The following is a 22,545-nucleotide window of genomic DNA, read 5'->3' as shown; positions in this document are numbered from 1 at the left end:
CATGGCGTCGCGTCCGAAAAACCGCGAGGCGGGCACGTTTGCGCCCGCACCGATAGCATGACCAAGAAAATCGAGCCAGGGCACACTTTGACGCGGGCCGCCCTGCGTGAGGCCGTCTACAGTTGTTGCCCGACGCTGTCGCGCGCCGAAGCCCGCCAGATACTCGACGCTACTTTCGAGGAGATCAGCGACGCGCTGGTCCGCGGCGAGCCGGTGAAGCTGCGCTCTTTCGGCAGCTTCAACGTGCGCGCCAAGCGAGAGCGCGTCGGCCGCAATCCCAAGACCGGCGTCGAGGCGCCGATCTGCTCGCGCAAGGTCTTGACGTTCAAGGCCTCGCCTGTGCTGATCGCGCAGGTCAACGGACAGTCGACCGCCCATCTCGAAGAGGCCGATTGAGCGCCGCGCGCCTCAGGCGTCGGCCGCGGCGAGCAGCTCGGCCAGGGTAAAATCCGTCCGGCCTTCGAAGCGCCGGACGATCGCCTCGATCCGCGGCAGGTCGTCGAGGCTCTCGACGTCGAGCCGCGCCTCTGGACGCGCCGCCTCCGGCGGCGCCTTCAGGCTGAGCGGGCGATAGATGCGGCTGTTCTCGCGCAGGAAGGCCGGCCCGCGGCGGCGCTGCTCGGGCTCGCCGCAGCGCGCCTCGGCCTCGGCGAGCGCGGCAAGAGTGAAGCCGTCGATCTCCATGCCGCGAGGATAGGTCGGCGCGAGCGTATTGCCGATCCAGTCGAGCATTCCGTCGGTCAGTTGCAGAAGCTCGGCGACGTGGTTCACCAGCGCCGGATCGATCAAGGGATTGCGCGCGTCGATCAGCACCCCGCCCTGCGCGCCGGCGGCGCGCAGGGCCGCGAGCAGGCGGCCGATGAGATCGTCGCGCCCGCCCGTCTCGCAGACGACGCCGCGCGCGGCGCAAAAGGCGCGGATCGGCTCGTCCTCCCCCTCGTCGCCGATCGTGACCGTTATGCCGGTCAGCTTGTCGGCGCGCGAGACTCGCGCCAGCAGGAGGTCGAGCAGCGGCTCGCCGGCGAGGGGCGCCAGAGCGCCGGTCTCGCGGCCGTCCCGGATCATGGCGGCGGAAACCACGGCGAGAACGTTCATCGGCGCCGCCTCAATCGCGGATTTCCGTCTGAATGGTGAAAATGTCGTAGGGCGGAGCGTTCTCGGCATTGGCGTAGCCCATGGGCTCGCCCGCCTCTCCATCGGCCGCGACCGGCCGGCGCAGGAGGCCGCCGATCTCTCCGCCATAGACATGGATGGCGATCGCGACATCGCCGGCCGCTGCATCCGCGAGGCGGACGGCGGCTTCGCTCGCCGAGCGACAGGCCTCGACGGCTCCCCGCGGGAGCGCGCGCGGCGCTCCCTCCGCGACGCCGCGCGCGAGGCTACCGCGCAGCGCGCCGACGATCTCCCAGACTCCCGGCTGCTCGACGCAGAGCAACGCGCCGCCCGAAAGGACCGAGGCGACGACGGCGAAACGCGCCATGCCGTCGCTATAGAGCTGAAATTGCCGCGCCTGCCCGGCCGGCGCGGCGGCGAAAACCTGCGGCAGCCAGTCGTCGCTCGAAACGAGCCGCGTCATCAGATCGCGGCCGATGAGAAGAATTTCGCGCTCGCTGTCGGCGAGCTCGACCATGGATTGAATGTCCCAGATGAACCGCTTCAGAGCGGGTGGAACCGGGACTCTCGTCGGCTCTGTGGCCTCGATCGCTGCGCTGGTCATGACGCGCGATGAAATGCAAGCAATGCGCCAGAGCTTTTCACCCGAAAATGGGCCCGCGCTTGGCGACGGCGAGCGCCTTGGTCAGATCCTGGGCCAGCTCGGCCTTCTGGTCGGGACCGAGAAAGGCGCCGATCTCGACGCGCTCGTCGCGCGCGACCAATATCACGCGCTGCGTGCCGAACTCTTCATGGACTTCCTGCTCGAGCCGCACCCAATAAGTGTCGAAGCGCCATTCGGCGCGCCCGCCATTGGCCGCGGTCTTCACGAAGCGCAGCTCGAAGGGCGAGAGGTCGAGCGTCTCGAAGGCGCGCGCCGAATAGAAGCTCACGCGGAAGGCGATGTAGAGCGCCAGCACGTCGAGCCCCATGAAGCCGACCACGGGCCAAGCGCCCATCACGTAGAATGGCAGCGAGAGAGCGAAGGTCCCCGCGCCGAACAGCACGATGAAGCGCCTGAACGCGCCGGGCGTCATCGAGCGATACGGCGTCAGCCGCGTGCGATAGATCGCGTTCGTCGCGGGCGCCTCGGTCACGTCCACGCCTTTCGTTCTGCTGATCGTCGAGTTATAACGCATCCATGCCGAACGGAAAGAGCGCGCCCGCCGAGCCGCGGCGGATATCGTCGCGGCCGAAGACGTCGCCGCGCAGTCGGGAGGCCGCGCGAATCGTCGAGATATTCTCGCGCCTCGAGGCGGCCGATCCGCATCCCGAAGGCGAGCTCGAACATGTGAATATCTATACTCTGCTCGTCGCCGTCGTGCTCTCGGCGCAAGCGACCGACGTCGGCGTCAACAAGGCGACGCGCGCCTTGTTCCAGGTCGTCGACACGCCGCAGAAGATGGTCGCGCTCGGCGAGACGGGGCTGAAAGAGTATATAAAGACCATCGGCCTCTATCCGACCAAGGCGAAGAATGTCATCGCTCTGAGCCGGCAGCTCATCGAAACGCACGGCGGCGAGGTTCCTTGCGACCGCGAGGCGCTGGAGGCGCTGCCGGGCGTCGGCCGCAAGACCGCCAATGTGGTGCTGAACATCGCCTTCCACGTGCCGGTCATCGCCGTCGACACGCATATTTTCCGCGTGTCGAACCGGCTGCCGCTCGCCGAAGGCAAGACGGTGGAGCAGGTGGAGGCGGGGCTCGAGAAGATCGTGCCGGAGCGCTTCAAGCTTCACGCCCATCACTGGCTCATCCTGCACGGCCGCTATGTCTGCAAGGCGCGCCGGCCCGAATGCGAACGCTGCATCATCGCCGACCTCTGCCGTTTTTCGGGCAAGACGATTTGAGGAGGCCGCGCCGGGGCGATCGGGTGAAGGACCACAGTCCTCGCCCTCATGCTGAGGAGCCCGCGAAGCGGGCGTCTCGAAGCACGGGGGCGAGTTCCAGATCGCGGAATGCAAGGTTCCCGCGTGCTTCGAGACGGCTCCTTCGGAGCCTCCTCGGCATGAGGGAGCCTTCACCCGATCGCCCTGCAAGGCGCGCCGGGAGTATTGCTTTGGCCACGCTCGGGCGTTAGCTTCTCGACCGAGCTCTGGTTTATTCAGAATCGCGCAGCGCTATGATTTTCAGGAGTCGGCCATGTTCCGCACACGAATCGGATTCGCGATCCTCTATCTCGTGACGAGCTGCGTGACGGCGTTGCTTCCCCGATTTTGCTGGGCCGAGAGCGCAAAAGCACAGGCTCTTCCCGCGAATGCAAAGGTCGTCTTTCTCGCGGACAACAGCACCGGCGTCGGATATCAACCTTACATAACGGATGGCACCTCAGCCGGAACGAAGCGAATTCCGCTTCCGGCCTCGCCGATAGGCATCGTGAAATTACTGGCGCTGCCGGGGAGGGTCGCGATTTGCTGGGCTACCTTCGACCAGACACCTCAATATTATATTTCATTCGTCGATTCGAAAGGTAAACTGGACAATTGGCGGGCGCCGTTCGAATCCGCTATTGTCGGCTGCCAGAAAAGCGGTTCGACGGCTTATCTCACGGTGCAGATCGAGGGGACACAATTCCTCTACTCCAGCCGCGGCACATCCGCGTCGACAAAGGTCGTCGGGAGCGCCGAGAATCGACGATTCGGGCGTGTTTTCAGATTCAACGGCGCGGATTATGTGACGGCTTATTTCGCCGGAGCCACCGCGTCGGCCTATAAGATCGCCGGCTCCCGCCTTGTCCGCGCGTTCGACTACTCGCTCGATCCCAACCCACTATCATCATGCTGCGTGGGTTGGGAGACGCAGATCGGGAATCACCTGCTCTTCGCCAATTGGACCAGAACGCACGGCGTGGAGTTGTGGACGACCGACGGCACGAATGCGGGCAAACGCCTGCTCAAGGCGATCTACCCGGGTCAGACGAGCAGCATGGAAGATATGCTGACGACCAATCCGATCGTCGCCGGCGGCAGGTTGATCTTCCCCGCAACCGACCCGGTCAATGGAGCGGAGCTGTGGGCGAGCGATGGGACGAGCGCCGGCACGGTTCGGTTGACAAGTTTTCCAAGATACGACGCCTGGAACAGAACTTACTTGGACGAACGCATCATGGCCTATGGGACGAAAGCCTATTTCGTCGTGCCCAACGTTGTTTTCGGCCGGCAAGATAATCGCGGCATGAGTCTGTTCGTCACCGACGGCACGAAGACGGGTACGAAAAGAATCCCGTTCATCATCAAGGGAAAAGAACTGCTCATCATGGACCGCGGCGCGATCGCGGGCGGGTGGCTCTATACGGGCGCCATGCCGTACGACATTCCGGGCTGTCGCCGCCAGCCCGTTGAAGAACTTCATCTCTGCAATGACGCACTATACAGATACAATATTTCGTCTGGGGCCCTGCAGTTGGTCAAAGACATCAATTCGACCTATGATCGCTTTGATCGTAGCAACTCTTTCACGGCTGTCGGCGCTGGAATCGTTTTCTCCGCCGCCGACAGGCGCTCGGCCGATAATCCGCCGTCTTTCTTCGACTCCGAGCCCTGGTCGAGCCTCGGAACGGCCGCGACGACGACGAAGATCAAGGACATCGCGCCGTCGGTGGTCGGCTCGAACCCTTACGGATTCACCAAGCTGCTTCCCTGATCGCGCGACGGCCCCACCCGCAGCCGCGACGAAACGCACCGATCCGGCGGGCGACAACGGGCAGCATGCGCCAATATGGGGCTCGCCCTCGGGCCGAGGAGCAGCCGTCGGGCCACGGAGTAGAAGCGGAAATCGGTATCAGCGTCCAACTCGCGACGGGCCTCGATACAGATTTTCAGGACCCGCCGGCTTTCCACTTCGCCCGTCGGGGGGAGCAGGGAAAGTGCGTTGAAAGGCTGATCCGGTCGGAAGTTCATAGCGTGAAATCCCAAAAATTTCGACAGATCGCAACGATATGTCGCGAGCATCGACATGTCGTTGCGACATGTCGATAATTCGCAACATTTTCGACATATAGCCGGACGGTCCGCAGGCCGCAAGGCTGCGGCGGGCGAGGCCGAGGGCGATCCGGCGAAGGCTCCTCATGCCGAAGAGGCTCCGAAGGAGCCGAAGCACGCGGCGACCTCATCCGATCCTCCGCTTGCGCCCTCCGCCGCCCTGCGCTACCCCGGCCTTCCCCCGAACTTGGCGGAGGGAGACTTCGATGCGCCATTTCGCCGCCGCGCCGCTCCTTTGCGCGCTCCTCGCCGCCGCGCCGGCGGACGCCGCCGATCTCAACGATTATCCGACCGCCGCGCGCGCCGATTATGTGTTCGGCTGCATGAAGGCCAATGGCGACACGCGGCAGGCGCTGGAGCAATGCTCCTGCTCGATCGACGTCATCGCCTCGATCCTGCCTTATGACCGCTATGTGGCGGCCGAGACGGTGGCGAGCATGGACCAGCAGGTCGGCCAGATCGGCTCGATGTTCCGCAACTCCCGCATCGCCAAGGATGCGCTGGAAAATCTGCGCCGCGCCCAGGCCGAGGCGCAGGTGAGGTGCTTCTGACGCGGAAGCCTACCCGCCCGCGAGCCGCGCCGCCGCCCTCGCATGGCCGATCAGCGGCAGCAGCAGCGACAGTTCCGGCCCGGTCTCGGCGCCCGTCAGCGCCAGCCGCAGCGGGTGAAACAGCGCCTTGCCCTTGCGGCCGGTCTTCGCCTTCAGCCCGGCGGTCCATGAGCCCCAGGTCGTCTCGTCCCAAGGCTCCCGCGGCAGAGAGGCGAGGGCCTGAGCGAGCAGCTCCGCGTCCTCGCGGACCGGCGCGATCTCGCCCTCGACCACCCGCCACCAGTCGAGCACGTCGCCGAAGGCCGGAAGATTGCCGCGCACCGCGCGCCAAAACGGCTCGGCCTTGAAGCCGACGATCTCATGCGCCTCGAGCCGCTCGCGCACGTCCTCATAGTCGAGCCGCGCCAGAGTGCGGTGGGTGAGCGGGCCGAGATCGGCGGGATCGAAGCGCGCGGCGTTGCGCGAGAGATGCGCGAGGTCGAATTCTTTCGCGAGTTCGGCGAGCGAGCGGATCGGATGCACGCTGTCCGAGGAGCCGGTCAGCACGGCGAGCGCGGCCACCGCCAGCGCTTCATAGCCCTCCTCGCGCAAGGCTCCGATCGACAAGGCGCCGCTGCGTTTGGACAACGCCTCGCCGGACGAGCCGACGAGCAGATTGTGATGGGCGAAGACGGGCGGATGATGTCCCGGCGCGAGCGCCTGGAACAGGCGGATCTGCACCGCCGTATTGGTCACATGGTCCTCGCCGCGGATCACATGAGTGATGCCGAGGTCGATGTCGTCCACCACCGAGGGAAGCGTATAGAGAAAGCTGCCGTCCTCGCGCAGCAGCACCGGATCGGACAGCGAGGCGCAGTCGATCGCGCAAGGCCCGCGCACGAGATCGCGCCATTCGACGACGCCGGGCTCCAGCCGGAAGCGCCAGTGCGGCCGGCGTCCCTCCGCCTCGAGCCGCGCGCGATCCTGCGGCGAAAGACGCAATGCGGCGCGGTCGTAGATCGGCGGCAGGCCGCGCGCCTGCTGCAGCTTGCGGCGCTTCTCCAATTCTTCCGGCGTCTCGTAACAGGGATAGAGCGCGCCGGCGTGGCGCAGAGCCGCCGCAGCGGTCTCGTAGAGCCCGACGCGCTGCGACTGGCGCAGCGTCAGGTCCGGCGCGACGCCGAGCCAGGCGAGGTCGACCTCGATCGCCTGCGCGAACTCCTCGCTGGAGCGGACGACGTCGGTGTCATCGAAACGCAGCACGAATCTTCCATTGTGGGCGAGCGCATACAGATAATTGAGCAGCGCCGGCCGCGCATTGCCGATGTGAAGGCGGCCCGTCGGCGACGGCGCGAAACGAACGATCGGAGCGGTCATGGCCATAGTTCGGCAGGAGGAGACGGGGGGCGTCGCGCGACGCGACAAGATTCTCGCGCCGCCGCCCTTTTGCCAAGACCCGAAGGAATTGTCAGGTGGAATATCGCAGTGGCCGGCCCCGGGTCTGCGCCGCCGGCGCCGCCCGCCGGCGCCGGCGAAAGCGGCCCCGGCCCCGGCTCCGCTTCCTCTCGACTCCCGCAAGTGACAGGCAGAGAACACGAATGATCATCGCCGCCTATGCGTGCGCCGCGCTCTGCGCGGCCATGGTTTCGCTCAACCTCGCCGCCATCGCCATCGCCGCCTTCCGCTGCCGCGCCCGCCCGCGCACGCTGCCCGCCCCGCCCACGGCGCCGCCGGTCAGCATCGTGCGGCCGCTGCGCGGCCTCGAAACCTTCAGCGAGGAGACGCTCGGCTCGAGCTTCACGCTCGATTATCCCCGTTATGAGATTTTGTTCTGCGTGCAATGCGCCAATGATCCGGTGATCGGCCTAGTGGAGCGGCTCATCGCGGCGCATCCCCATATTCCCGCGCGGCTGCTGGTCGGCGACGATTACGTCAGCGCCAATCCCAAGCTCAACAATTGCGTCAAGGGCTGGGACGCGGCGCGCCACGACTGGGTCGTGCTCGCCGATTCCAATGCGCTGCTGCCGCCGGACTATGTCCAGACCATGCTCGCCGCGTTCCGCGGGGACACGGCGCTCGTCATCTCCATGCCGATCGGTTCGCGCCCGAAGGGTTTCTGGGCCGAGGTGGAATGCGCCTTCCTCAACACTTTCCAGGCGCGCTGGCAATATGGCGCGGAGGCGGTCGGCATCGGCTTCGCCCAGGGCAAGAACATGATGTGGCGGCGCGAGGTGCTGGAGCGCGCCGGCGGCATCAGAGCGCTCGGCGCCGAGATCGCCGAGGACGCCGCCTCGACCAAGATCATCCGCGCGCAGAAGATGAAGGTGCGGCTCGTCGACATGCCCTTCGAGCAGCCGCTCGGCCATCGCACGGCCCACGAGGTCTATTCGCGCCATGTGCGCTGGGCGCGGCTGCGGCGCGTGACCTTCCCCGCCTATTTCGCGCCGGAGTTCATGAACGGCAGCTTCGCGCCGGTGCTGACGGGCGCCTATGCCGCCCATCTGCTCGACGTGAACGTGCCGCTCGTCGTCGCCGCGATTCTGGCGACGCTCTATGGCGCCGAGTTCGCGCTCGCCCGCGTCGCCGGCTGGCGGCTCTCCTGGCGCAGCCCCTTCGCACATCTGACGCGCGACCTTCTTCTGCCGGTGATGTTCGTCGACGCCTGCCTCTTCGACGATTTCGTCTGGCACGGCAACGCCATGACCGTGCGCGAGCAGGAAGAGCAGACCACGGGCTGAGCGTAAGGCTCAGCCCTTCTTCTTTTCCGATTGCCGTGCCCGGAAGGCGCTCGCCCAGCCGCCCTTCTCGATCTGACGCCCCCGCGCGACCGAGAGCGCGTCGCCCGCGACGTCCCGCGTGATCACCGAGCCGGAGCCGACATAGGCGCCGTTTCCGATCGTGACGGGCGCGACCAGCGCCGAATTGGAGCCGACGAAGGCGCCCTCGCCGATCACCGTGCGATATTTGAAGAAGCCGTCGTAATTGCAGGTGATGACCCCGGCGCCGATGTTGGAACGAGCGCCGACCGAGGCGTCGCCGATATAGCTCAGATGATTGACCTTGGCGCCCTCTCCGATGTCGGCGGCCTTGATCTCGACGAAATTGCCGATCCTCGCCTCGGCCGCGAGCCGCGCCCCCGGCCGCAGCCGCGCATAAGGACCGACCTGGGCGCCGGCGCCGACGCTCGCCCCCTCGAGATGGGAGAAGGCGTGGATCGTCGCGCCGTCGCCGATCGCAACGCCGCGCCCGATCACGACATGCGGCTCGATCGTCACATCGCGGCCGATCTCGGTGTCGAAAGAGAGGAACACGGTTTCCGGCGCGATCAGCGTCGCCCCGCCGAGCATCGCGGCGCGGCGCAGCCGCTGCTGCGCGACCGCTTCCGCCCGGGCGAGCTGCGCGCGGTCGTTCACTCCGAGCACCTCTTCCTCCGCTGCGAGGACGACCCGGGTCGACAAGCCCGCGCCGACGGCGCGCTCGACGACGTCGGTGAGATAGAACTCGCCCTGGGCGTTGACGGAGCCGACGCCCTCGAGCAGAGCGAGCGCGCATGCGCCGTCGATCGCCATCAATCCGGCGTTACAGAGTGTGACGCGCCGTTCCTCTTCGCTCGCGTCTTTCTCCTCGCGAATGGCGAGCGCGCCGCCATCGGCGTCCCGAAGCACGCGTCCATATCCGAAAGGGTTCGCCGCCTCGAAAGCGAGAAGGGCGACGCCCGCGCCCTGAGCGAGCCCCGCTTGCAACGCCGCAACGGTCGCAGGCGAGACGAGCGGCGTGTCGGCGAAGAGCACGATCAGATCGTCATAGCCTTCGGCGATGGCCTCGCGCGCCGCCAGCACGGCGTGGGCGGTGCCGAGCTGTCGCTCCTGCACGAAACTCCGCGCTTTGGGACTGAGGCGGCGCGCCTCGGCGGCGACGTCCTCGCGGCCGGCGCCGACGACGACGGCCACAGCCTCGACGCCAGCGGCCGCGACCGTGGCCAGCACATGGGCGAGCATCGAGCGCCCCGCCACCTCGTGCAGCACTTTGGGACGGCGCGATTTCATGCGCGTCCCCTCCCCCGCTGCGAGGATCACGGCGAGAGCGCGCCTGTCGGTCGATCGCTTGTCTTCTGTCATGAGGCTCCGCGCATCTGCTGACGAGCCCGAAGGCTCGAGGGTTGGAGGGGGCGTTTCCGCCTTCGGTCCGAACGACTAGGACGGAAGCCTTTCAATCGTGCAACCAAGGAACAAAGAATCGCATTCCGAACGGCGATCTTTCGGGTATACCCGTCTGGCGCGCGCGCCTCTTCCTCCGATTTACCTATTCCGCCATCCCCGGTTCCGGCCTCCCAATGCTCGAACGCAGAGACGTCTTGAAAGCCGCCCTGGCCACTCTCGCCGCGAGCGTCGGACCGGGCGGCGGCGCAGCTCAGCCCGCGCCCGCCGCCCCGCCGGGCGCTCCCGCTCCCTTCAACCGCGATATGGTCCTCGACATCGCCCGCGCCGTCGCCAAGCGGCCCTTCGCCCCGCCGCCGACCGATCTGCGCGAGCCCTTCGCCAATTTGAGCTATGAGCAATATGTCGGCATCAAGACGCGGCCCGGAGCCGCCATATGGAGCGGCGAGAACCGCGGCTTCGCGATCGAGCCGCTGCATCGCGGCTTCATCTTCGCGGCGCCGGTCGAGCTGTTCGTCGTCGAAGACAATCTCGCGCGGCGCGTCCCCTATGACCAGTCGACCTTCGACTACGGCGCGCTGAAGGTCGGCGACAAGGTCCCCGACGTCGGCTTCTCCGGCTTTCGCGTGCTCGGCCGGCGCGAGGACGGCCGCGACACCCAGCTCGCTCTGTTTCAGGGCGCGAGCTTCTATCGAGCCGTGGCGCCGGGACAGACGCTCGGGGTGACGGCGCGCGGCCTCTCCATCCGCACCGCCGATCCGCGCGGCGAAGAGTTCCCGGCCTTCCGCATTTTCTGGATCGAGAAGCCGACCCTCGCCGAGAACGCGCTCGTCATCCACGCTCTGCTCGAGTCGCAGAGCGTCGTCGGCGCCTATCGCTTCACTCTGCGCCCCGGCGAGGCGACGCTGATCGACACCGAGCTGACGCTGGTCCCGCGCGCGGCGGTCGACCATTTCGGGCTCGCCGGCGCCGCCGCGTCCTCGCTGTTCACGCCGCTCGACAATCGCCGCGCCGACGACGCGCGGCCGGCGGTCGCCGAAACCAACGGCCTGCAGATGCTGACCGGGAAAGACGAATGGCTGTGGCGCCCGGTCTCCAACCGCGACACATTACAGATATCGGCCTTCGTCGACGCCAACCCCAAGGGCCTGGGCTTTCTGATGCGCGAGCGCGACATCGACGCCTATCAGGACGATGTGCAGCATTGGGAGCGCCGTCCGTCGCTCTGGATCGAGCCGATCGGCGATTGGGGAGAGGGATCGGTGCAACTCGTCGAAATCCCCTCCGAGTCCGAGATCAACGCCAATATCGTCGCCTATTGGCGGCCCAAGCAGCCGCTCGCGGTGGGCAAGGAGGCGACCTACGCCTACCGGCAGTTCTGGTGCTGGAGCCCGCCGGCCCGGCCGCCGCTGGCCATCGCCGCGACGGCGCGGGGCGGGCGCTCGCCCTTCCCCAAAATGCGCCGCTTTATCGTCGTTTTCACGGGTGATGCTCTGGCCGATCCGCAGCGCGCGGCGAATGTCCGAGCGGCCTTGACCACATCGCCCGGATCGGCGACCAACGTTCGAACCTTCTGCAACCCGCAGGCGAAAACGTGCCGCGTCGTCTTCGACGTCGACCCCGCCGGCGAGACCTTCTGCGAGATGCGCCTCGTGCTCCGGTCGGGCGACGAGCCGCTCAGTGAAACCTGGCTCTATCGATGGACGCAGTAGCCCTCACCCTGATCGAGCCGCCGCCGGTCGAGGACATGCCCGCCCCGACCCCCGCGGATCCGGCCGCCGCCCCGCCGATGCCGCCGGAGCGTCGGCTCGACATGCCGACGCAATCCTTGTGGCGCTTCGACGCGCGCAAACGGCGGCGTCTCGCGGCTCCCGCGCTGTGGCGCACGCCCTGGATCTCGCGTCTCGTCACCTTCGGCGGCGGGCTGGCGCTCACCGTCTATGGCGGCTATGAGATGTATCGCGTGATCGACGTCGGCGGCGTCACCACGCTGAAATGGGCGCTGCTGGCGCTGTTCGTGCTCAATTTCTCCTGGATCGCGCTCGCCTTCGCCAGCGCGGTCGTGGGCTTCTTCGCTCTGCTCGCTTCGCGCCGGCCGCCGGCCATGCCGGAGCGGCTCGAGGCCCGCACCGCGGTGGTGATGCCGATCTACAACGAAGCGCCGAGCCGCGTGTTCGGCGCGCTGCAGGCGATCCTGCAGGACGTCGAGGCAACGGGGCTGGGGGCGCATTTCGACTGGTTCTTCCTGTCCGACACGACCAATCCCGACATTTGGATCGCCGAGGAGCGGGCCTTCATCGCCATGCGCCGCCGTCTCGGTCCGCAAGCGCGCATCTATTACAGAAGGCGCGAGAAGAACGTCAGCCGCAAGGCCGGCAATATCGCCGATTTCGTCACCCGCTGGGGCGGCGCCTATGCACATATGGTGGTGCTCGACGCCGACAGCCTGATGGCCGGCGATACGATCGTGCGGCTCGCCGCGGCGATGGAGGCCGATCCCGACGCCGGCGTCATCCAGACGCTGCCGCTCATCATCAACCGCAACACGCTCTTCGCCCGCGTGCAGCAATTCGCCGCGCGCATCTATGGGCCCGTCATCGCCGCCGGCCTCTCGCAATGGATGGGACGCGACGGCAATTATTGGGGCCATAACGCCATCATCCGCACCGAGGCCTTCACCCATCACTGCGGATTGCCGGATCTGAAGGGCCGCCCGCCCTTCGGCGGCCACATCCTCAGCCACGACTTCGTCGAGGCGGCGCTGATCCGCCGCGCCGGCTACGCCGTCTATATGATGCCGACGCTCGGCGGCTCCTATGAAGAGAGCCCGCCTTCGCTGATCGACCTCTCGATCCGCGACCGGCGCTGGTGCCAGGGCAATCTGCAGCATTCGCGCGTCTTATGGGCGCGCGGCTTCCATTGGGCCTCGCGCCAGCATTTCCTGACCGGCATTTTCGGCTATCTCACCTCGCCTCTGTGGCTCTGCCAGCTGCTGGTCGGCATCGCGCTCGTCTTCCAGGCGAGCTATTTCCGGCCCGAATATTTCACCTCGCAATTCACTCTGTTTCCGGTCTGGCCGCGCTTCGACGCGGAGCGCTCGCTGGCCCTCTTCGCGCTCACCATGGCGATCCTGCTCGCCCCGAAAGCCTTCGGCCTCGCGCTGGCCTTGATCGACACGAAGACACGGCGCGGCTCCGGCGGCGTCTTCATGCTGCTCGTCTCGACCTTGTTCGAAGTGCTGATGTCGGCGCTGCTGGCGCCGATCATGATGCTGATCCAGACCGGCCATGTGTTCCATATTCTGTTCGGCTTCGACACCGGCTGGGACCCGCAGCGGCGCGATGACGGCTCGGTGCCGTTCAAGGCGATCGTCAAACGGCATCAGTGGCATGTGGCGCTCGGCCTGCTGACGCTCGTCGCCGGCCTCATGATCTCGCCCTCGCTCGTCGCCTGGATGTCGCCGACGATCACCGGCCTGATCCTCGCGATCCTGATCTCCTGGATCACCGGCCAGCGCTGGCTCGGCCTCGTCTTTCGCCGCGCCGGCGTGCTGGTGACGCCCGAGGAGACGACGACGCCGCCCATCGCGCGGCGTGGCCGGGCGCTGCACCGGCTGCTCGCCCGCGCCGGCCAGGACGAGATGAACGGCCTCGTCGCCCTTCATGCCGATCCGGAGCTGCGTGCATTGCACGAGGATTGGCTGCCGGCCCGTCCGCCGCGCGTGCGCGGACAGATTTCCGCCGATCGCGCCATGGCCGAAGCCAAGCTCGCCGACGCCTTGACCCTGGAAGAGGCCGTCGAATGGCTCGATCGCCGCGAGCGATTGGTGGTGCTGAGCGACCGTGCGCTGCTCGGCATGCTGGCGCGCCTGCCGCATCGGGAGCAAGCCGGGGAGCCGGCGGCAGCCTGAACGCTCGCCGAGTCTCGACGCGCGTCCCTTCTCCCGCTTGCGGGAGAAGGTGACCCCGCGAAGCGAGGTCGGATGAGGGTCGCTGCGGTTTGCAGAATTTTTGAATGGTTTCAATATCTCTGTACCGGATAGAGCCCTCATCCGACCCCGCTTCGCGGGGCCACCTTCTCCCACGAATGGGAGAAGGAGACGCGAGCCGTCAGGCGCCTGCGCTCCTTCACCTCCGCATAGACCGAGAGAATGCGCTCCACATGGCGGTCCAGCGTCGGCGGATCGCGCCAGAAGGCGTCATAGGCGCCGTTGGAGAGGCGCGCGACCAGCGCATCGTCCTTCAGCCGCATGAGCGCGCCCTCGAGCGAGCCGACGTCGCCGCTCGAAAACCACAGGCCGCTCACGCCGTCCTCCACCTCCTCGCGGCCGGCGCAGATATCGGAGACGACGATCGGAGTGCCCATGGCCTTCGCCTCCAGCACGGTGAGCGGCTGGCCCTCGTACCAGAGCGAGGGAAACACCAGCGCGCGCGCCGCCCGCATCTGCGCGCGAACCTCGGCCGGCGGCAGCCAGCCGAGAAAATGCGCGTCGGGGTAGCGCGCGCGCAATTCTTCCGCGATCGGCCCGTCGCCGATGAACGCCGGACGCAGCCCGGCGCGCGCCGCAGCCTCCGCGAAGAGGAAAGCGCCCTTCTCGGCCGAGAGGCGCCCGACGAAGATCGCCTCGCCGGACGCCGGTTCGCTCTTGCGGCCGAGGTCCTCGCAATCGATCGGATTGGAGACGCGATGCAGACGCGCGCCCTTCGGCAGGAAGGGCGCGACGATCTGCTGCTGATAATCGGAGATGCAGACGAAATCCGAAAAAATCTCCGGCAGGCGCGCGACGCGCTGCGCCACGGTGAGCCGGGCGTTGCGCCACAGCTTGCGCGGATAGTTGCGGCTGTCGCAATGCGTCGCCCAGCAGGAGGGCGACAAGGGCGTGCGCCGGCAGACCTCGTTGGTCTGATAATCATAGAAGCCGCCATTGGGGCAGAACAGGAAATATTCGTGCAGCGTGTAGAGCGCCGGCAGGCCGGAGGCGCGGATCGGCGCGGCGATGGCCGGCGAGAGCGCCTTGGCCCAGCCATGCACATGGACGATGGTCTCCTCCCGCGGCAGCCGCGCCAGCAGATCGGCGAGCGCGCGCGCGGCGCGAAGATTCCACGCGCCTTGCAGCGCGGCGGCCGCGCGCGAGGGATTGCCGAGCAGATCATGCTGATCGAGGCAGACCACCTCGACGCCCGCCCTCGCCAGGCGCTCGTCGACGGGCGCGGCGGCGGCGAACAGGATCGGCCGCGCGCCATGGGCCGCGAGCCCCAGCGCGCTCTCGATCGCCACTTTCGCCTGGCCGCCCGAGACGAAAGCGTGATCGACGCAGATGACGACGGTCGGATAGCGGGCGGCCATGGCGGACTCCGAGAGATGTTGCGCGCAAAGCTTGACCGAAAATGGCTTAAGCGGCCGTAAGCGCGACGCGCGCAACGCCGAGTTACGGTTACGATGCTTTCGCTCACGATTTGGCGGCGCGTTCGGCTCGCGATCACGGGCGAGGAAAAGATTAAGCAGTCCGCCTCGTTTGAATCCCGCCGCGCTCGCCGTTAAGGAAGAGCCCATGTCCGAACCCGCTCGTCTCTATCTCGCGACGCCGATCGTCACGGCCGCCGACGCCTTTCCACCCGCGCTGCGCGAAGCGCTGGAGGCGGCCGATGTGGCGAGCCTGCTGCTGCGTCTCGGCGAGGGCGAGGCGGACGAGATCATCGGCGCCGTCGCCGCGCTGACGCAGGAGCGCGACGTCGCGCTGATGCTCGAAGGCGAGAGCGATCGCGTCGCCCGCAGTGGCGCGGATGGGCTGCATCTTCCCTATGACGAGAAGCGCCTCGTCGCCGCGCTGAAGCGCCTGCATCCGGATCATATCGTCGGCGTCGGCGGCCTCGCGACGCGCGACGACGCGATGCGGGCGGGCGAGGCCGGCGCAGACTATCTGTTGTTCGACGCCGATTTCGAGCAGACTCTCGAGCGCGCCGCCTGGTGGGCGGAGATTTTCGAGACGCCCTGCGTCGCGCTCGCGCGCCGGCTCGAAGAGGTCGGCCCGCTCGCCGCCGCCGGCGCCGAATTCGTGATGATAGGTGAAGCAGTGTGGAGCGATCCGCGCGGCCCCGCCGAGGCGATGCGCGAGGCCGCCGCCCGCCTCGCCGCGAAAACGCCGGCATGAGGGCGAGATGAAAGTCGTTTTCCCCGTCGCGCTCTGCGCTCTTCTGGCCGCCGCCGCCGTCCGCGCGGAGGGACCGCCGGCGCTCGATTTCGCCTTCGGCGCCTATCAGCGCGGCGATTATGTCGCCGCCAGGGGCGAGGCCGAAAAGCGCCTCGCCGCCAACCCCAGGGACACCGCCGCGCTCACTCTGATCGGCCGGCTGCATCTCGACGGCGCCGGCGTCGCGCGCGATCCGGCCGAGGCGATGAGATGGTTCCGCCGCGCGGCCGACGCCGGCGGCAAGGACGCAGCCTATCTGTTCGGCGCGGCGACGCTGACCGGGCGCGACACGCCCAAGGACCGCAACGGCGCCCGCTATTACCTCGAGAAGGCGGCCGCGCAGAACCATCCGGCGGCGCTGAACCTGCTCGGCGAACTCGCTCTGGAGAACGACGGCGGCGCGCCCGATTTCCCCCGCGCCATCGGCTTTTTCCGCCGCGCCGCCGCGCTCGACGACGCCGACGCGTCTTACGCGCTCGGCCTGCTCTACAAGACCGGCCGCGGCGTCGGCCAGGATGCGAAGGAGGCGGCGCAATGGCTGCGCCGCGCGGTCGCCTCCGGGCATTCGGCCGCCATGGTCGAACTCGCCATCATGGAGTTCAACGGCGCGGGCGTCGCGCGCGACCGCGCCGACGCCGTCACCCTGTTGCGTCGCGCCGCCGAGGCCGGCAACGCCGTCGCCGAAAATCGCCTCGCCCGCCTGCTCGCCGAGGGGCTCGGCGTCGAGAAGAATCTCGCCGAGGCGACACGCTGGAACAATCGCGCCCGGGCCGCGGGGCTCGTCGACGCCAAGCTCGACGCGCTGCTGCAGGCTTCCGCGGCGAAATAGACATGGCGAGCCTCGCGGCGCATCTCGCGCGCGCCTTTCTGCGCCGGCGCCTGCGCCCTCGGCTTTCCGGCGATTTCGGCCTCGAGGCGGCGGCGCGCGCGCTCGACATGGGCTGGCCCTGGCCGGACGGGGCGCGCCGCGAGACGGACCCGCGGCTTCCCGGCGAATGGACGCGCTCCGGCCGCGCGGAGCCCGTCGCGACGCTGCTCTATCTGCATGGCGGCGCTTATTTCGCGGGCTCGCCGCGCGGGCGCCGGGCGATCACCGGTTTTTTCGCGCGCGCCGGCTTCGACGTCTTCGCGCCGGCCTATCGGCTCGCGCCGGCCCATGTGTTCCCGGCCGCGGTCGAGGATGTCGCCGAGGCCTATGACGCCATTGCGCGAAACGCCAAGCCCATCGTGCTCGCGGGAGACTCGGCCGGCGGCGGCCTCGTCCTCGCGCTCGCCCTGCGCCTGCACGACCGCGGCGCGCCCTCGCCGCGCGCGCTCGCGCTGTTCTCGCCCTGGACCGACCTCGCCGCGACCGGCGCTTCGGTTCGCGACAATGAAGACGCGGACCCGATCTTCACGCGCCGCGCCCTGAGGCTTGCGGCCCGGCAATATCTCGGCCGCGCGAGCGCGCGCGATCCTTTCGCCTCGCCGCTCCACGCCGATCTCGCGGGATTGCCGCCGTTGCTGCTGCATGTCGGCGCCGACGAGCTGCTGCTCGACGATTCGCGCCGCCTCGCCGAACGCGCGGCGGCCGCGGGCGTCGCGGTCGAATTGAAAATCTGGCCGGTCGTCCCGCACGGCTGGCAGATGGGCGCCGCCTTCATGCCCGAGGCGCGCCGCTCGCTCGCCGAGGCGGCCGCGTTTCTGGCCGGCCGCGCCGAGCGCTGACGCCCCTACTCCGCCGCCTCCTGGTCCCGCCCGCCGCGCGCGAGGCGCTCGGCCTTCAGCAGCTCGGCGACCAGAAAGGCGACCTCGATCGCCTGCTCGGCGTTGAGGCGCGGATCGCAGGTCGTGTCGTAGCGCATATGCAGCTCGCGCTCGGATATGTCGCGCGCGCCGCCGATACATTCGGTGACGTCCTGCCCGGTCATCTCGAGATGGATGCCGCCGGCATAGGTCCCCTCGGCGCGGTGGACGTCGAAGAAGGCGCGGATCTCGGACATCACGCGGTCGAAGGGCCGCGTCTTGCGGCCGCCGGCGCTGATCGTGTTGCCGTGCATCGGGTCGCAGCACCACACGACATTGCGCCCCTCGCGCGAGACGGAGCGCAGCAGCGCGAGCAGCGCGTCGGCCGCCTTCTCGGCGCCGAAGCGGCAGATGAGCGTCAGCCGTCCGGGTTCGTTCTGCGGATCGATGGCGTCGATGAGGCGCAGCAGCGCGTCGGGCTTCAGGCTCGGCCCGCATTTGAGGCCGACCGGGTTCTGAATGCCGCGGATATATTCGATATGGGCGCCGTCCGGCTGGCGGGTGCGATCGCCGATCCACAGGAAATGGCCGGAGGTCGCGAAATAGCCGCCTTCGAGCGAATCGACGCGGGTCAGCGCCTGCTCATAGCCGAGCAGCAGCGCCTCGTGCGAGGTGTAGAAATCCGTCTGGCGCAGCTCGGGATGATGCTCCGGATCGAGGCCGATGGCGCGCATGAAGCCCAAAGTCTCGCTGATGTGGTCGGCGAGCTGCGAATAGCGCTCCGAGAGCGGGCTGTTGCGCACGAAGCCGAGCATCCAGCGATGCGCGTTCTCGAGATTGGCGTAGCCGCCCGTGGCGAAGGCGCGGATGAGATTGAGCGTCGCCGCCGACTGGCGATAGGCCATCAGCTGGCGCTGCGGGTCCGGCCGGCGGGCGCTCGCGGTGAATTCGATATCGTTGATGATGTCGCCGCGATAGCTCGGCAGCTCCATGTCGCCCTGCTTCTCGTAAGGCGCGGAGCGCGGCTTGGCGAATTGCCCGGCGATGCGCCCGACCTTCACCACCGGCGAGGCCGCCGCATAGGTGAGCACCACCGCCATCTGCAGGAAGACGCGGAAGAAATCGCGGATGTTGTCGGCCGAATGCTCGCTGAAGCTCTCGGCGCAGTCGCCTCCCTGAAGCAGGAAGGCCCGCCCTGCCGCGACCTCGGCGAGCGCGCGCTTCAGGCTGCGGGCCTCGCCGGCGAAGACGAGCGGCGGAAAGCCGGCGAGCTGGCGCTCCACATCGGCGAGCGCGCCCTGGTCCGCATAGACCGGCGTCTGCTCGATCGGCTTCTCCCGCCAACTTCCCGGCGTCCAATGATCCACGGCTCGTCACTCCCGCGCGGCGCGGCGGCGCCCGCCGCCCGATCTATACAGGAGCGGCGCGCCGGAGGCGACTTTTTTGCCCCCTCCGCGCTCCGCTCGCGGCTCTCAGCGATCCGCCGTAGGGGACTCGGGCTCGGCGCGCGGCAGCAGCGGCGCCGCGGCGCCGGAGCGCTTGATCAGCGCGGCCGCGTCCAGCGCGAAGGACGGCTCGTCCCAGGCGCCCGACAGTCCGAAGCCGATCTGCACGCCATTGTCCCGCGGCGAGCCGGCGGCGTCGGCCTCGCGCGCCTGCGCCTTGATCGCGAGGCTGCGCTCGGGGATGCGGGCCGAGCCGGCGAAGGCCAGCGAGAAGCCCGGTCCATGCGCCTCGCCGTCCTCGATCGCGGCGGCGCCTTTGGCGATCTTGATCGTCGCGGCGGCGCGGTCGACCAGAGTGTGCCCCGAGCGAATGTCCAACGCGCTCGACAGAGGGCGCTTGTCGACGCGCCGCAGCGCGCGCTCGAGATCGATGCCGCCGACCTCGCCCTCGCTCAGGACGAGGCTCGCGCGCCCGTCGAGGTCGCGCATCATTTCCGCGGGACTGTCGCCGGCGGCGTCGAGCACGACGCCGGCGTCCAGATTGCCGCCGAGGTCGGGCCGCGCCGCGAGATCCCAGGCGAGCGCCCCGGCGTCCACCGCCTGCGTCTGCACATTGGCGTGGAGCTCCACCGCGCCGGCCGCATTGGCGGCGAGCGTGACGCGGCCCTTGATCGTTCCCTTATAGGCCTGCGCTTCGTTGAGCGCGATCTCGACGCGTCCGGCTCGCAGCATCAGCGAGATCGCGGCGTCTTCTATGTTGAGCCGCAGAACGCGCGCCCGCGCTGCGGAGAGTCGCAGGTCGACGTCCGCGCCATGAATATCGGGAAGCACGAAAGGCTCGCGGCTCCACTGGCCGTCCGGCCCGGAGAGCGTCGGCGCGGCGGCGATCATCGGCTTCACCGACACGAAGCTGCTGGCGAGCGTGCCGTGCAGGATCGGCCGATCGCCGTCGTGGCGCAACCCGAAGACGCCTTCGAAGTCGTTCTCGTCGGCGGAGAAATGCAGCTCTGTGAGCTGGAAATCGCGCAGCCCGACGCTGGCCTTGGCGGAAAGCTGCACATTCTCGAAAGGTCCGGGCAGAGGCGCCGAGACGTCGGCGAGGCGCAGCGCATTGCGCAAGGAAGGGGAGGAGCCGGAGAGGCGGCCGGCGAAGCGCGGCTTCGGCCCGCTCTGGGCGACGCCCTCCGCCTCGAGCCGCAGGCTGTCGGAATCGATTCGCATCATCATCGGCGAGGTCTCGCCGCGCAGCAGCGCGCCGGGCTTCTGCACCCACAGCATCGCCCGCGGCCGCTCGCCGCGCCAGGAGAAGGCGGCGTCGAGGGTCGCCGGCGTCCCGACGGAGGTCCAGTCGAGCGTCGCGTCGACATTCTCGATCCGCTCCTCGCGCCCGTCTTCGCCGGAGACGACGCGGACGACGCCGGACACGACGGCGACGGAGCCGAGCGGCGCGCGATCGGCCTTTTCCGCCTCGGGCGTCGACGGCCGGGCGGCGGCCGCGCGCGCCGCCGCGCCGCTCCCGGTCATCGGACGGCGATCGAGCGCGATCTGGATGCGGGGGCGCAGCAGCTCGATGTCGGCGAGCTCCAGCCGGCCCGCGAGCAGCGGAAGCACCCGGACGTTTCCCCGCAGCCGCTCGGCCTCGATGGTCAAAGCGAAAGACGGATCGGCGAAGGCGACGTCCTCTATCGCAATGTGCGGACGCGGCAGCAGCGAGAAGGTCGATCGCCCCTTGGCCGCCCCGCGAAGCCCGGAGGAGGCCTCGATCTGGCCGGCGATCTCCTCGAGCATGGCGCCGGTCGAGAAGGTCCAGGGCGCGATCGCCGCGGCGAGAGCGAGAGCGGCGGCCGCGAGCATCGCAGCGATCCAGCCGCGAGAGAGTCCACGCAAGGCGAGACGCCAGCGGCGCACGCCCATCTTCAAGCGGTCGAGCTCGCGCGAAAGGCCGGTCGAATGCGACATTGTCCAGTCCAGGCAGAGCACGCGCCCACGGAAAGCCGCGCCGCAGCGCGAAGCAGCGGCGGGCGCCGGCTCGGGAACTCGGACGATGGCGAAAAAGGGCGGCGAGATCGTGGCGGCGCGATTGCGGCGGCTGCGTCAGTATTTCCGCAGCAGGCTGACGAGCCGGCCCTGGATGCGCACGCGATCGGGGCCGAAAATGCGCGTCTCGTAGGCGGGATTGGCCGCCTCCAGCGCGATGGAGGCGCCGCGCTTGCGCAGCCGCTTCAGCGTCGCCTCCTCGTCGTCGATGAGAGCGACGACGATGTCGCCGGTCTCCGCGCTGTCCTGCTTTTTCACGACGACGACGTCGCCGTCGAGAATGCCGGCGTCGATCATCGAATCGCCGCGCACTTCGAGAGCGAAATGTTCGCCGCTGCCGAGCAGATCGGACGGCAGGGCGATGGTGTGGCTGCGGTTCTGCAACGCGGAAATCGGCGTGCCGGCGGCGATGCGGCCCATGACGGGCACGGCGACCTGCTGATCGGCCTCGCTCTCGGCGCGCTCGGCCATCGGGCGGACGCGGCCGAGCGCGCCCTCGATGACGGAAGGGGAGAATTTGCCGCCGCGGGCGGCGGCGCGCGGCGTCGCCGATTCGGGCAGGCGCAGCACCTCGAGAGCGCGCGCGCGATTGGGCAGGCGGCGGATGAAGCCACGCTCCTCGAGGGCGAGAATCAGCCGATGAATGCCGGACTTCGAGCGCAGATCCAGCGCGTCCTTCATCTCGTCGAAGGAGGGCGGCACGCCGGTCTCCTTCAAGCGCTCATGGATGAAGCGCAGCAGGTCGCTTTGTTTCTTGGTCAGCATTGCGTGGCCCCCGGTGGCGCCGAACCGCGGCGCGGCGCATAGTGACGAGCGTTCATAAACAAATCATGAACGCGACTCTATGCGTTCGCGGTGCGTTCCGCAAGGGCGCAGCGAAATTTCACGTGAGGAGGGGGCGCTCGCCCTCGGCGTCCGGCTTACTCGCAGACGCGAACCCGGCGATAGCCGATGACGACGCCATATTCGTCGAACATCGGGCGACGCTCGCGCCAGCAGCGATAGGGTGGCGGCGCCTCATAGGCGGGGGCCGGATAATAGGCGGGCGCGCCATAATAAGGCGGCGGCGGAGGCGCCGGTCGCGCCGAGCTTCCGGCGAGGGCGCCGAGCGCGAAGCCGCCGATCCCCGCGGCGATGGCCGCACCCGGATCGCCCGCTTCGGCGGGCGTCGCCGTCGCGAGCGGCGCGGCCCCGAGAGCGAGCGCGAGAGCGCCTGCGAGTGTTCTTGCCGTTCTGATGCCCATGGCTGTCTCCGTGATCGCGCCGGCGCGGCGCGGCGTCGGCCGTCATCTCGAACGAAATCAACGGCGAAAACGTGACCATGGGGCGGCGG

Annotated in this window: 20 protein-coding genes; 10 read left to right on the top strand and 10 right to left on the bottom strand. The window is 68.4% G+C overall.

Annotated features, from left to right (window positions below):
* Positions 1-57 precede the first annotated feature (57 nt).
* Positions 58-396: an integration host factor subunit alpha gene (locus AC6IW9_RS09165; protein ID WP_497771744.1), complete on the top strand. Its 339-nt coding sequence runs from the start codon at positions 58-60 to the stop codon at positions 394-396.
* Between the two features lie 12 nt (positions 397-408).
* On the opposite strand, the gene AC6IW9_RS09160 is transcribed toward AC6IW9_RS09165, so the two are convergent.
* From AC6IW9_RS09160 to AC6IW9_RS09150, 3 genes are read right to left on the bottom strand one after another with little or no spacing between them, the layout of a single operon-like run.
* Positions 409-1,095, bottom strand: coding sequence for a spore coat biosynthesis protein F (locus AC6IW9_RS09160; RefSeq protein WP_497771742.1), 687 nt, complete (start codon positions 1,093-1,095; stop codon positions 409-411).
* A gap of 10 nt (positions 1,096-1,105) precedes the next feature.
* Positions 1,106-1,717 (bottom strand): cysteine dioxygenase family protein, encoded by a 612-nt coding sequence (locus AC6IW9_RS09155; protein WP_497771739.1) that lies wholly within the window; start codon positions 1,715-1,717, stop codon positions 1,106-1,108.
* 37 nt (positions 1,718-1,754) lie between these two features.
* Positions 1,755-2,249, bottom strand: a complete 495-nt coding sequence (locus AC6IW9_RS09150; protein ID WP_497771736.1) for a DUF2244 domain-containing protein — start codon at positions 2,247-2,249, stop codon at positions 1,755-1,757.
* Positions 2,250-2,293: 44 nt separating this feature from the next.
* On the opposite strand from AC6IW9_RS09150, the gene nth reads away from it, so the two are divergent.
* The 3 genes from nth (at position 2,294) to AC6IW9_RS09135 (ending at position 5,679) form a co-directional block, all read left to right on the top strand.
* Complete coding sequence (gene nth / locus AC6IW9_RS09145) at positions 2,294-2,998, top strand: endonuclease III (RefSeq protein WP_497771734.1); 705 nt, start codon at positions 2,294-2,296, stop codon at positions 2,996-2,998.
* 292 nt (positions 2,999-3,290) lie between these two features.
* Positions 3,291-4,790, top strand: a complete 1,500-nt coding sequence (locus AC6IW9_RS09140; protein ID WP_497771731.1) for a hypothetical protein — start codon at positions 3,291-3,293, stop codon at positions 4,788-4,790.
* Between the two features lie 544 nt (positions 4,791-5,334).
* On the top strand, positions 5,335-5,679 hold the full coding sequence (locus tag AC6IW9_RS09135; RefSeq protein WP_497771729.1) for a hypothetical protein: 345 nt from the start codon (positions 5,335-5,337) through the stop codon (positions 5,677-5,679).
* A 9-nt stretch (positions 5,680-5,688) separates the two neighbouring features.
* On the opposite strand, the gene AC6IW9_RS09130 is transcribed toward AC6IW9_RS09135, so the two are convergent.
* The gene (locus AC6IW9_RS09130; protein ID WP_497771726.1) at positions 5,689-7,035 is read right to left on the bottom strand and encodes a glutamate--tRNA ligase; all 1,347 of its coding nucleotides are present in this window, start codon (positions 7,033-7,035) and stop codon (positions 5,689-5,691) included.
* Positions 7,036-7,259: 224 nt separating this feature from the next.
* Here AC6IW9_RS09130 and AC6IW9_RS09125 point away from each other — a divergent pair, with 224 nt between their 5' ends.
* A complete protein-coding gene (locus AC6IW9_RS09125; RefSeq protein ID WP_497772478.1) occupies positions 7,260-8,396 on the top strand; it encodes a ceramide glucosyltransferase in 1,137 nt (378 codons plus the stop codon).
* 9 nt (positions 8,397-8,405) lie between these two features.
* Here the strand turns inward: AC6IW9_RS09125 and glmU are convergent, their stop codons facing one another.
* Positions 8,406-9,776, bottom strand: coding sequence for a bifunctional UDP-N-acetylglucosamine diphosphorylase/glucosamine-1-phosphate N-acetyltransferase GlmU (gene glmU, locus AC6IW9_RS09120; protein WP_497771723.1), 1,371 nt, complete (start codon positions 9,774-9,776; stop codon positions 8,406-8,408).
* Between the two features lie 215 nt (positions 9,777-9,991).
* On the opposite strand from glmU, the gene AC6IW9_RS09115 reads away from it, so the two are divergent.
* Together AC6IW9_RS09115 and mdoH are read left to right on the top strand one after the other, a co-directional pair.
* Positions 9,992-11,527: an OpgD/OpgG family glucan biosynthesis protein gene (locus AC6IW9_RS09115; RefSeq protein ID WP_497771720.1), complete on the top strand. Its 1,536-nt coding sequence runs from the start codon at positions 9,992-9,994 to the stop codon at positions 11,525-11,527.
* On the top strand, positions 11,515-13,725 hold the full coding sequence (gene mdoH, locus AC6IW9_RS09110; RefSeq protein ID WP_497771717.1) for a glucans biosynthesis glucosyltransferase MdoH: 2,211 nt from the start codon (positions 11,515-11,517) through the stop codon (positions 13,723-13,725). Before AC6IW9_RS09115 ends, mdoH begins: the two co-directional genes overlap by 13 nt.
* 137 nt (positions 13,726-13,862) lie before the next feature.
* On the opposite strand, the gene AC6IW9_RS09105 is transcribed toward mdoH, so the two are convergent.
* Complete coding sequence (locus AC6IW9_RS09105) at positions 13,863-15,161, bottom strand: glycosyltransferase family 4 protein (protein WP_497771714.1); 1,299 nt, start codon at positions 15,159-15,161, stop codon at positions 13,863-13,865.
* Between the two features lie 205 nt (positions 15,162-15,366).
* On the opposite strand from AC6IW9_RS09105, the gene AC6IW9_RS09100 reads away from it, so the two are divergent.
* From AC6IW9_RS09100 to AC6IW9_RS09090, 3 genes are read left to right on the top strand one after another with little or no spacing between them, the layout of a single operon-like run.
* Positions 15,367-15,966, top strand: a complete 600-nt coding sequence (locus tag AC6IW9_RS09100; RefSeq protein ID WP_497771711.1) for a thiamine phosphate synthase — start codon at positions 15,367-15,369, stop codon at positions 15,964-15,966.
* A gap of 7 nt (positions 15,967-15,973) precedes the next feature.
* The gene (locus tag AC6IW9_RS09095; protein ID WP_497771708.1) at positions 15,974-16,834 is read left to right on the top strand and encodes a tetratricopeptide repeat protein; all 861 of its coding nucleotides are present in this window, start codon (positions 15,974-15,976) and stop codon (positions 16,832-16,834) included.
* Between the two features lie 2 nt (positions 16,835-16,836).
* On the top strand, positions 16,837-17,712 hold the full coding sequence (locus AC6IW9_RS09090) for an alpha/beta hydrolase (RefSeq protein ID WP_497771706.1): 876 nt from the start codon (positions 16,837-16,839) through the stop codon (positions 17,710-17,712).
* A gap of 5 nt (positions 17,713-17,717) precedes the next feature.
* Here the strand turns inward: AC6IW9_RS09090 and AC6IW9_RS09085 are convergent, their stop codons facing one another.
* From AC6IW9_RS09085 to AC6IW9_RS09070, 4 genes are all read right to left on the bottom strand, one after another.
* Positions 17,718-19,097: a class II 3-deoxy-7-phosphoheptulonate synthase gene (locus AC6IW9_RS09085; protein ID WP_497771703.1), complete on the bottom strand. Its 1,380-nt coding sequence runs from the start codon at positions 19,095-19,097 to the stop codon at positions 17,718-17,720.
* 105 nt (positions 19,098-19,202) lie between these two features.
* Positions 19,203-21,134, bottom strand: a complete 1,932-nt coding sequence (locus AC6IW9_RS09080) for an AsmA family protein (RefSeq protein ID WP_497771700.1) — start codon at positions 21,132-21,134, stop codon at positions 19,203-19,205.
* 135 nt (positions 21,135-21,269) lie between these two features.
* Positions 21,270-21,977: a transcriptional repressor LexA gene (gene lexA / locus AC6IW9_RS09075; RefSeq protein ID WP_497771697.1), complete on the bottom strand. Its 708-nt coding sequence runs from the start codon at positions 21,975-21,977 to the stop codon at positions 21,270-21,272.
* 155 nt (positions 21,978-22,132) lie between these two features.
* The gene (locus tag AC6IW9_RS09070; RefSeq protein ID WP_497771694.1) at positions 22,133-22,456 is read right to left on the bottom strand and encodes a hypothetical protein; all 324 of its coding nucleotides are present in this window, start codon (positions 22,454-22,456) and stop codon (positions 22,133-22,135) included.
* Positions 22,457-22,545 lie beyond the last annotated feature (89 nt).

It is taken from the genome of Methylosinus sp. shoA, from assembly GCF_059718125.1.
This window is presented reverse-complemented; position numbering and strand designations above follow the sequence as displayed.

Bases quoted from the DNA above. Each gene is read 5' to 3' on its own strand.
- AC6IW9_RS09080 (WP_497771700.1), bottom strand. From the start codon at position 21,134: ATGTCGCATTCGACCGGCCTTTCGCGCGAGCTCGACCGCTTGAAGATG.
- AC6IW9_RS09095 (WP_497771708.1), top strand. From the start codon at position 15,974: ATGAAAGTCGTTTTCCCCGTCGCGCTCTGCGCTCTTCTGGCCGCCGCC.
- AC6IW9_RS09090 (WP_497771706.1), top strand. From the start codon at position 16,837: ATGGCGAGCCTCGCGGCGCATCTCGCGCGCGCCTTTCTGCGCCGGCGC.
- glmU (WP_497771723.1), bottom strand. From the start codon at position 9,776: ATGACAGAAGACAAGCGATCGACCGACAGGCGCGCTCTCGCCGTGATC.
- AC6IW9_RS09165 (WP_497771744.1), top strand. From the start codon at position 58: ATGACCAAGAAAATCGAGCCAGGGCACACTTTGACGCGGGCCGCCCTG.
- AC6IW9_RS09155 (WP_497771739.1), bottom strand. From the start codon at position 1,717: ATGACCAGCGCAGCGATCGAGGCCACAGAGCCGACGAGAGTCCCGGTT.
- AC6IW9_RS09115 (WP_497771720.1), top strand. From the start codon at position 9,992: ATGCTCGAACGCAGAGACGTCTTGAAAGCCGCCCTGGCCACTCTCGCC.
- AC6IW9_RS09160 (WP_497771742.1), bottom strand. From the start codon at position 1,095: ATGAACGTTCTCGCCGTGGTTTCCGCCGCCATGATCCGGGACGGCCGC.
- AC6IW9_RS09070 (WP_497771694.1), bottom strand. From the start codon at position 22,456: ATGGGCATCAGAACGGCAAGAACACTCGCAGGCGCTCTCGCGCTCGCT.
- lexA (WP_497771697.1), bottom strand. From the start codon at position 21,977: ATGCTGACCAAGAAACAAAGCGACCTGCTGCGCTTCATCCATGAGCGC.
- nth (WP_497771734.1), top strand. From the start codon at position 2,294: ATGCCGAACGGAAAGAGCGCGCCCGCCGAGCCGCGGCGGATATCGTCG.
- AC6IW9_RS09140 (WP_497771731.1), top strand. From the start codon at position 3,291: ATGTTCCGCACACGAATCGGATTCGCGATCCTCTATCTCGTGACGAGC.
- AC6IW9_RS09130 (WP_497771726.1), bottom strand. From the start codon at position 7,035: ATGACCGCTCCGATCGTTCGTTTCGCGCCGTCGCCGACGGGCCGCCTT.
- AC6IW9_RS09105 (WP_497771714.1), bottom strand. From the start codon at position 15,161: ATGGCCGCCCGCTATCCGACCGTCGTCATCTGCGTCGATCACGCTTTC.
- AC6IW9_RS09100 (WP_497771711.1), top strand. From the start codon at position 15,367: ATGTCCGAACCCGCTCGTCTCTATCTCGCGACGCCGATCGTCACGGCC.
- AC6IW9_RS09135 (WP_497771729.1), top strand. From the start codon at position 5,335: ATGCGCCATTTCGCCGCCGCGCCGCTCCTTTGCGCGCTCCTCGCCGCC.
- mdoH (WP_497771717.1), top strand. From the start codon at position 11,515: ATGGACGCAGTAGCCCTCACCCTGATCGAGCCGCCGCCGGTCGAGGAC.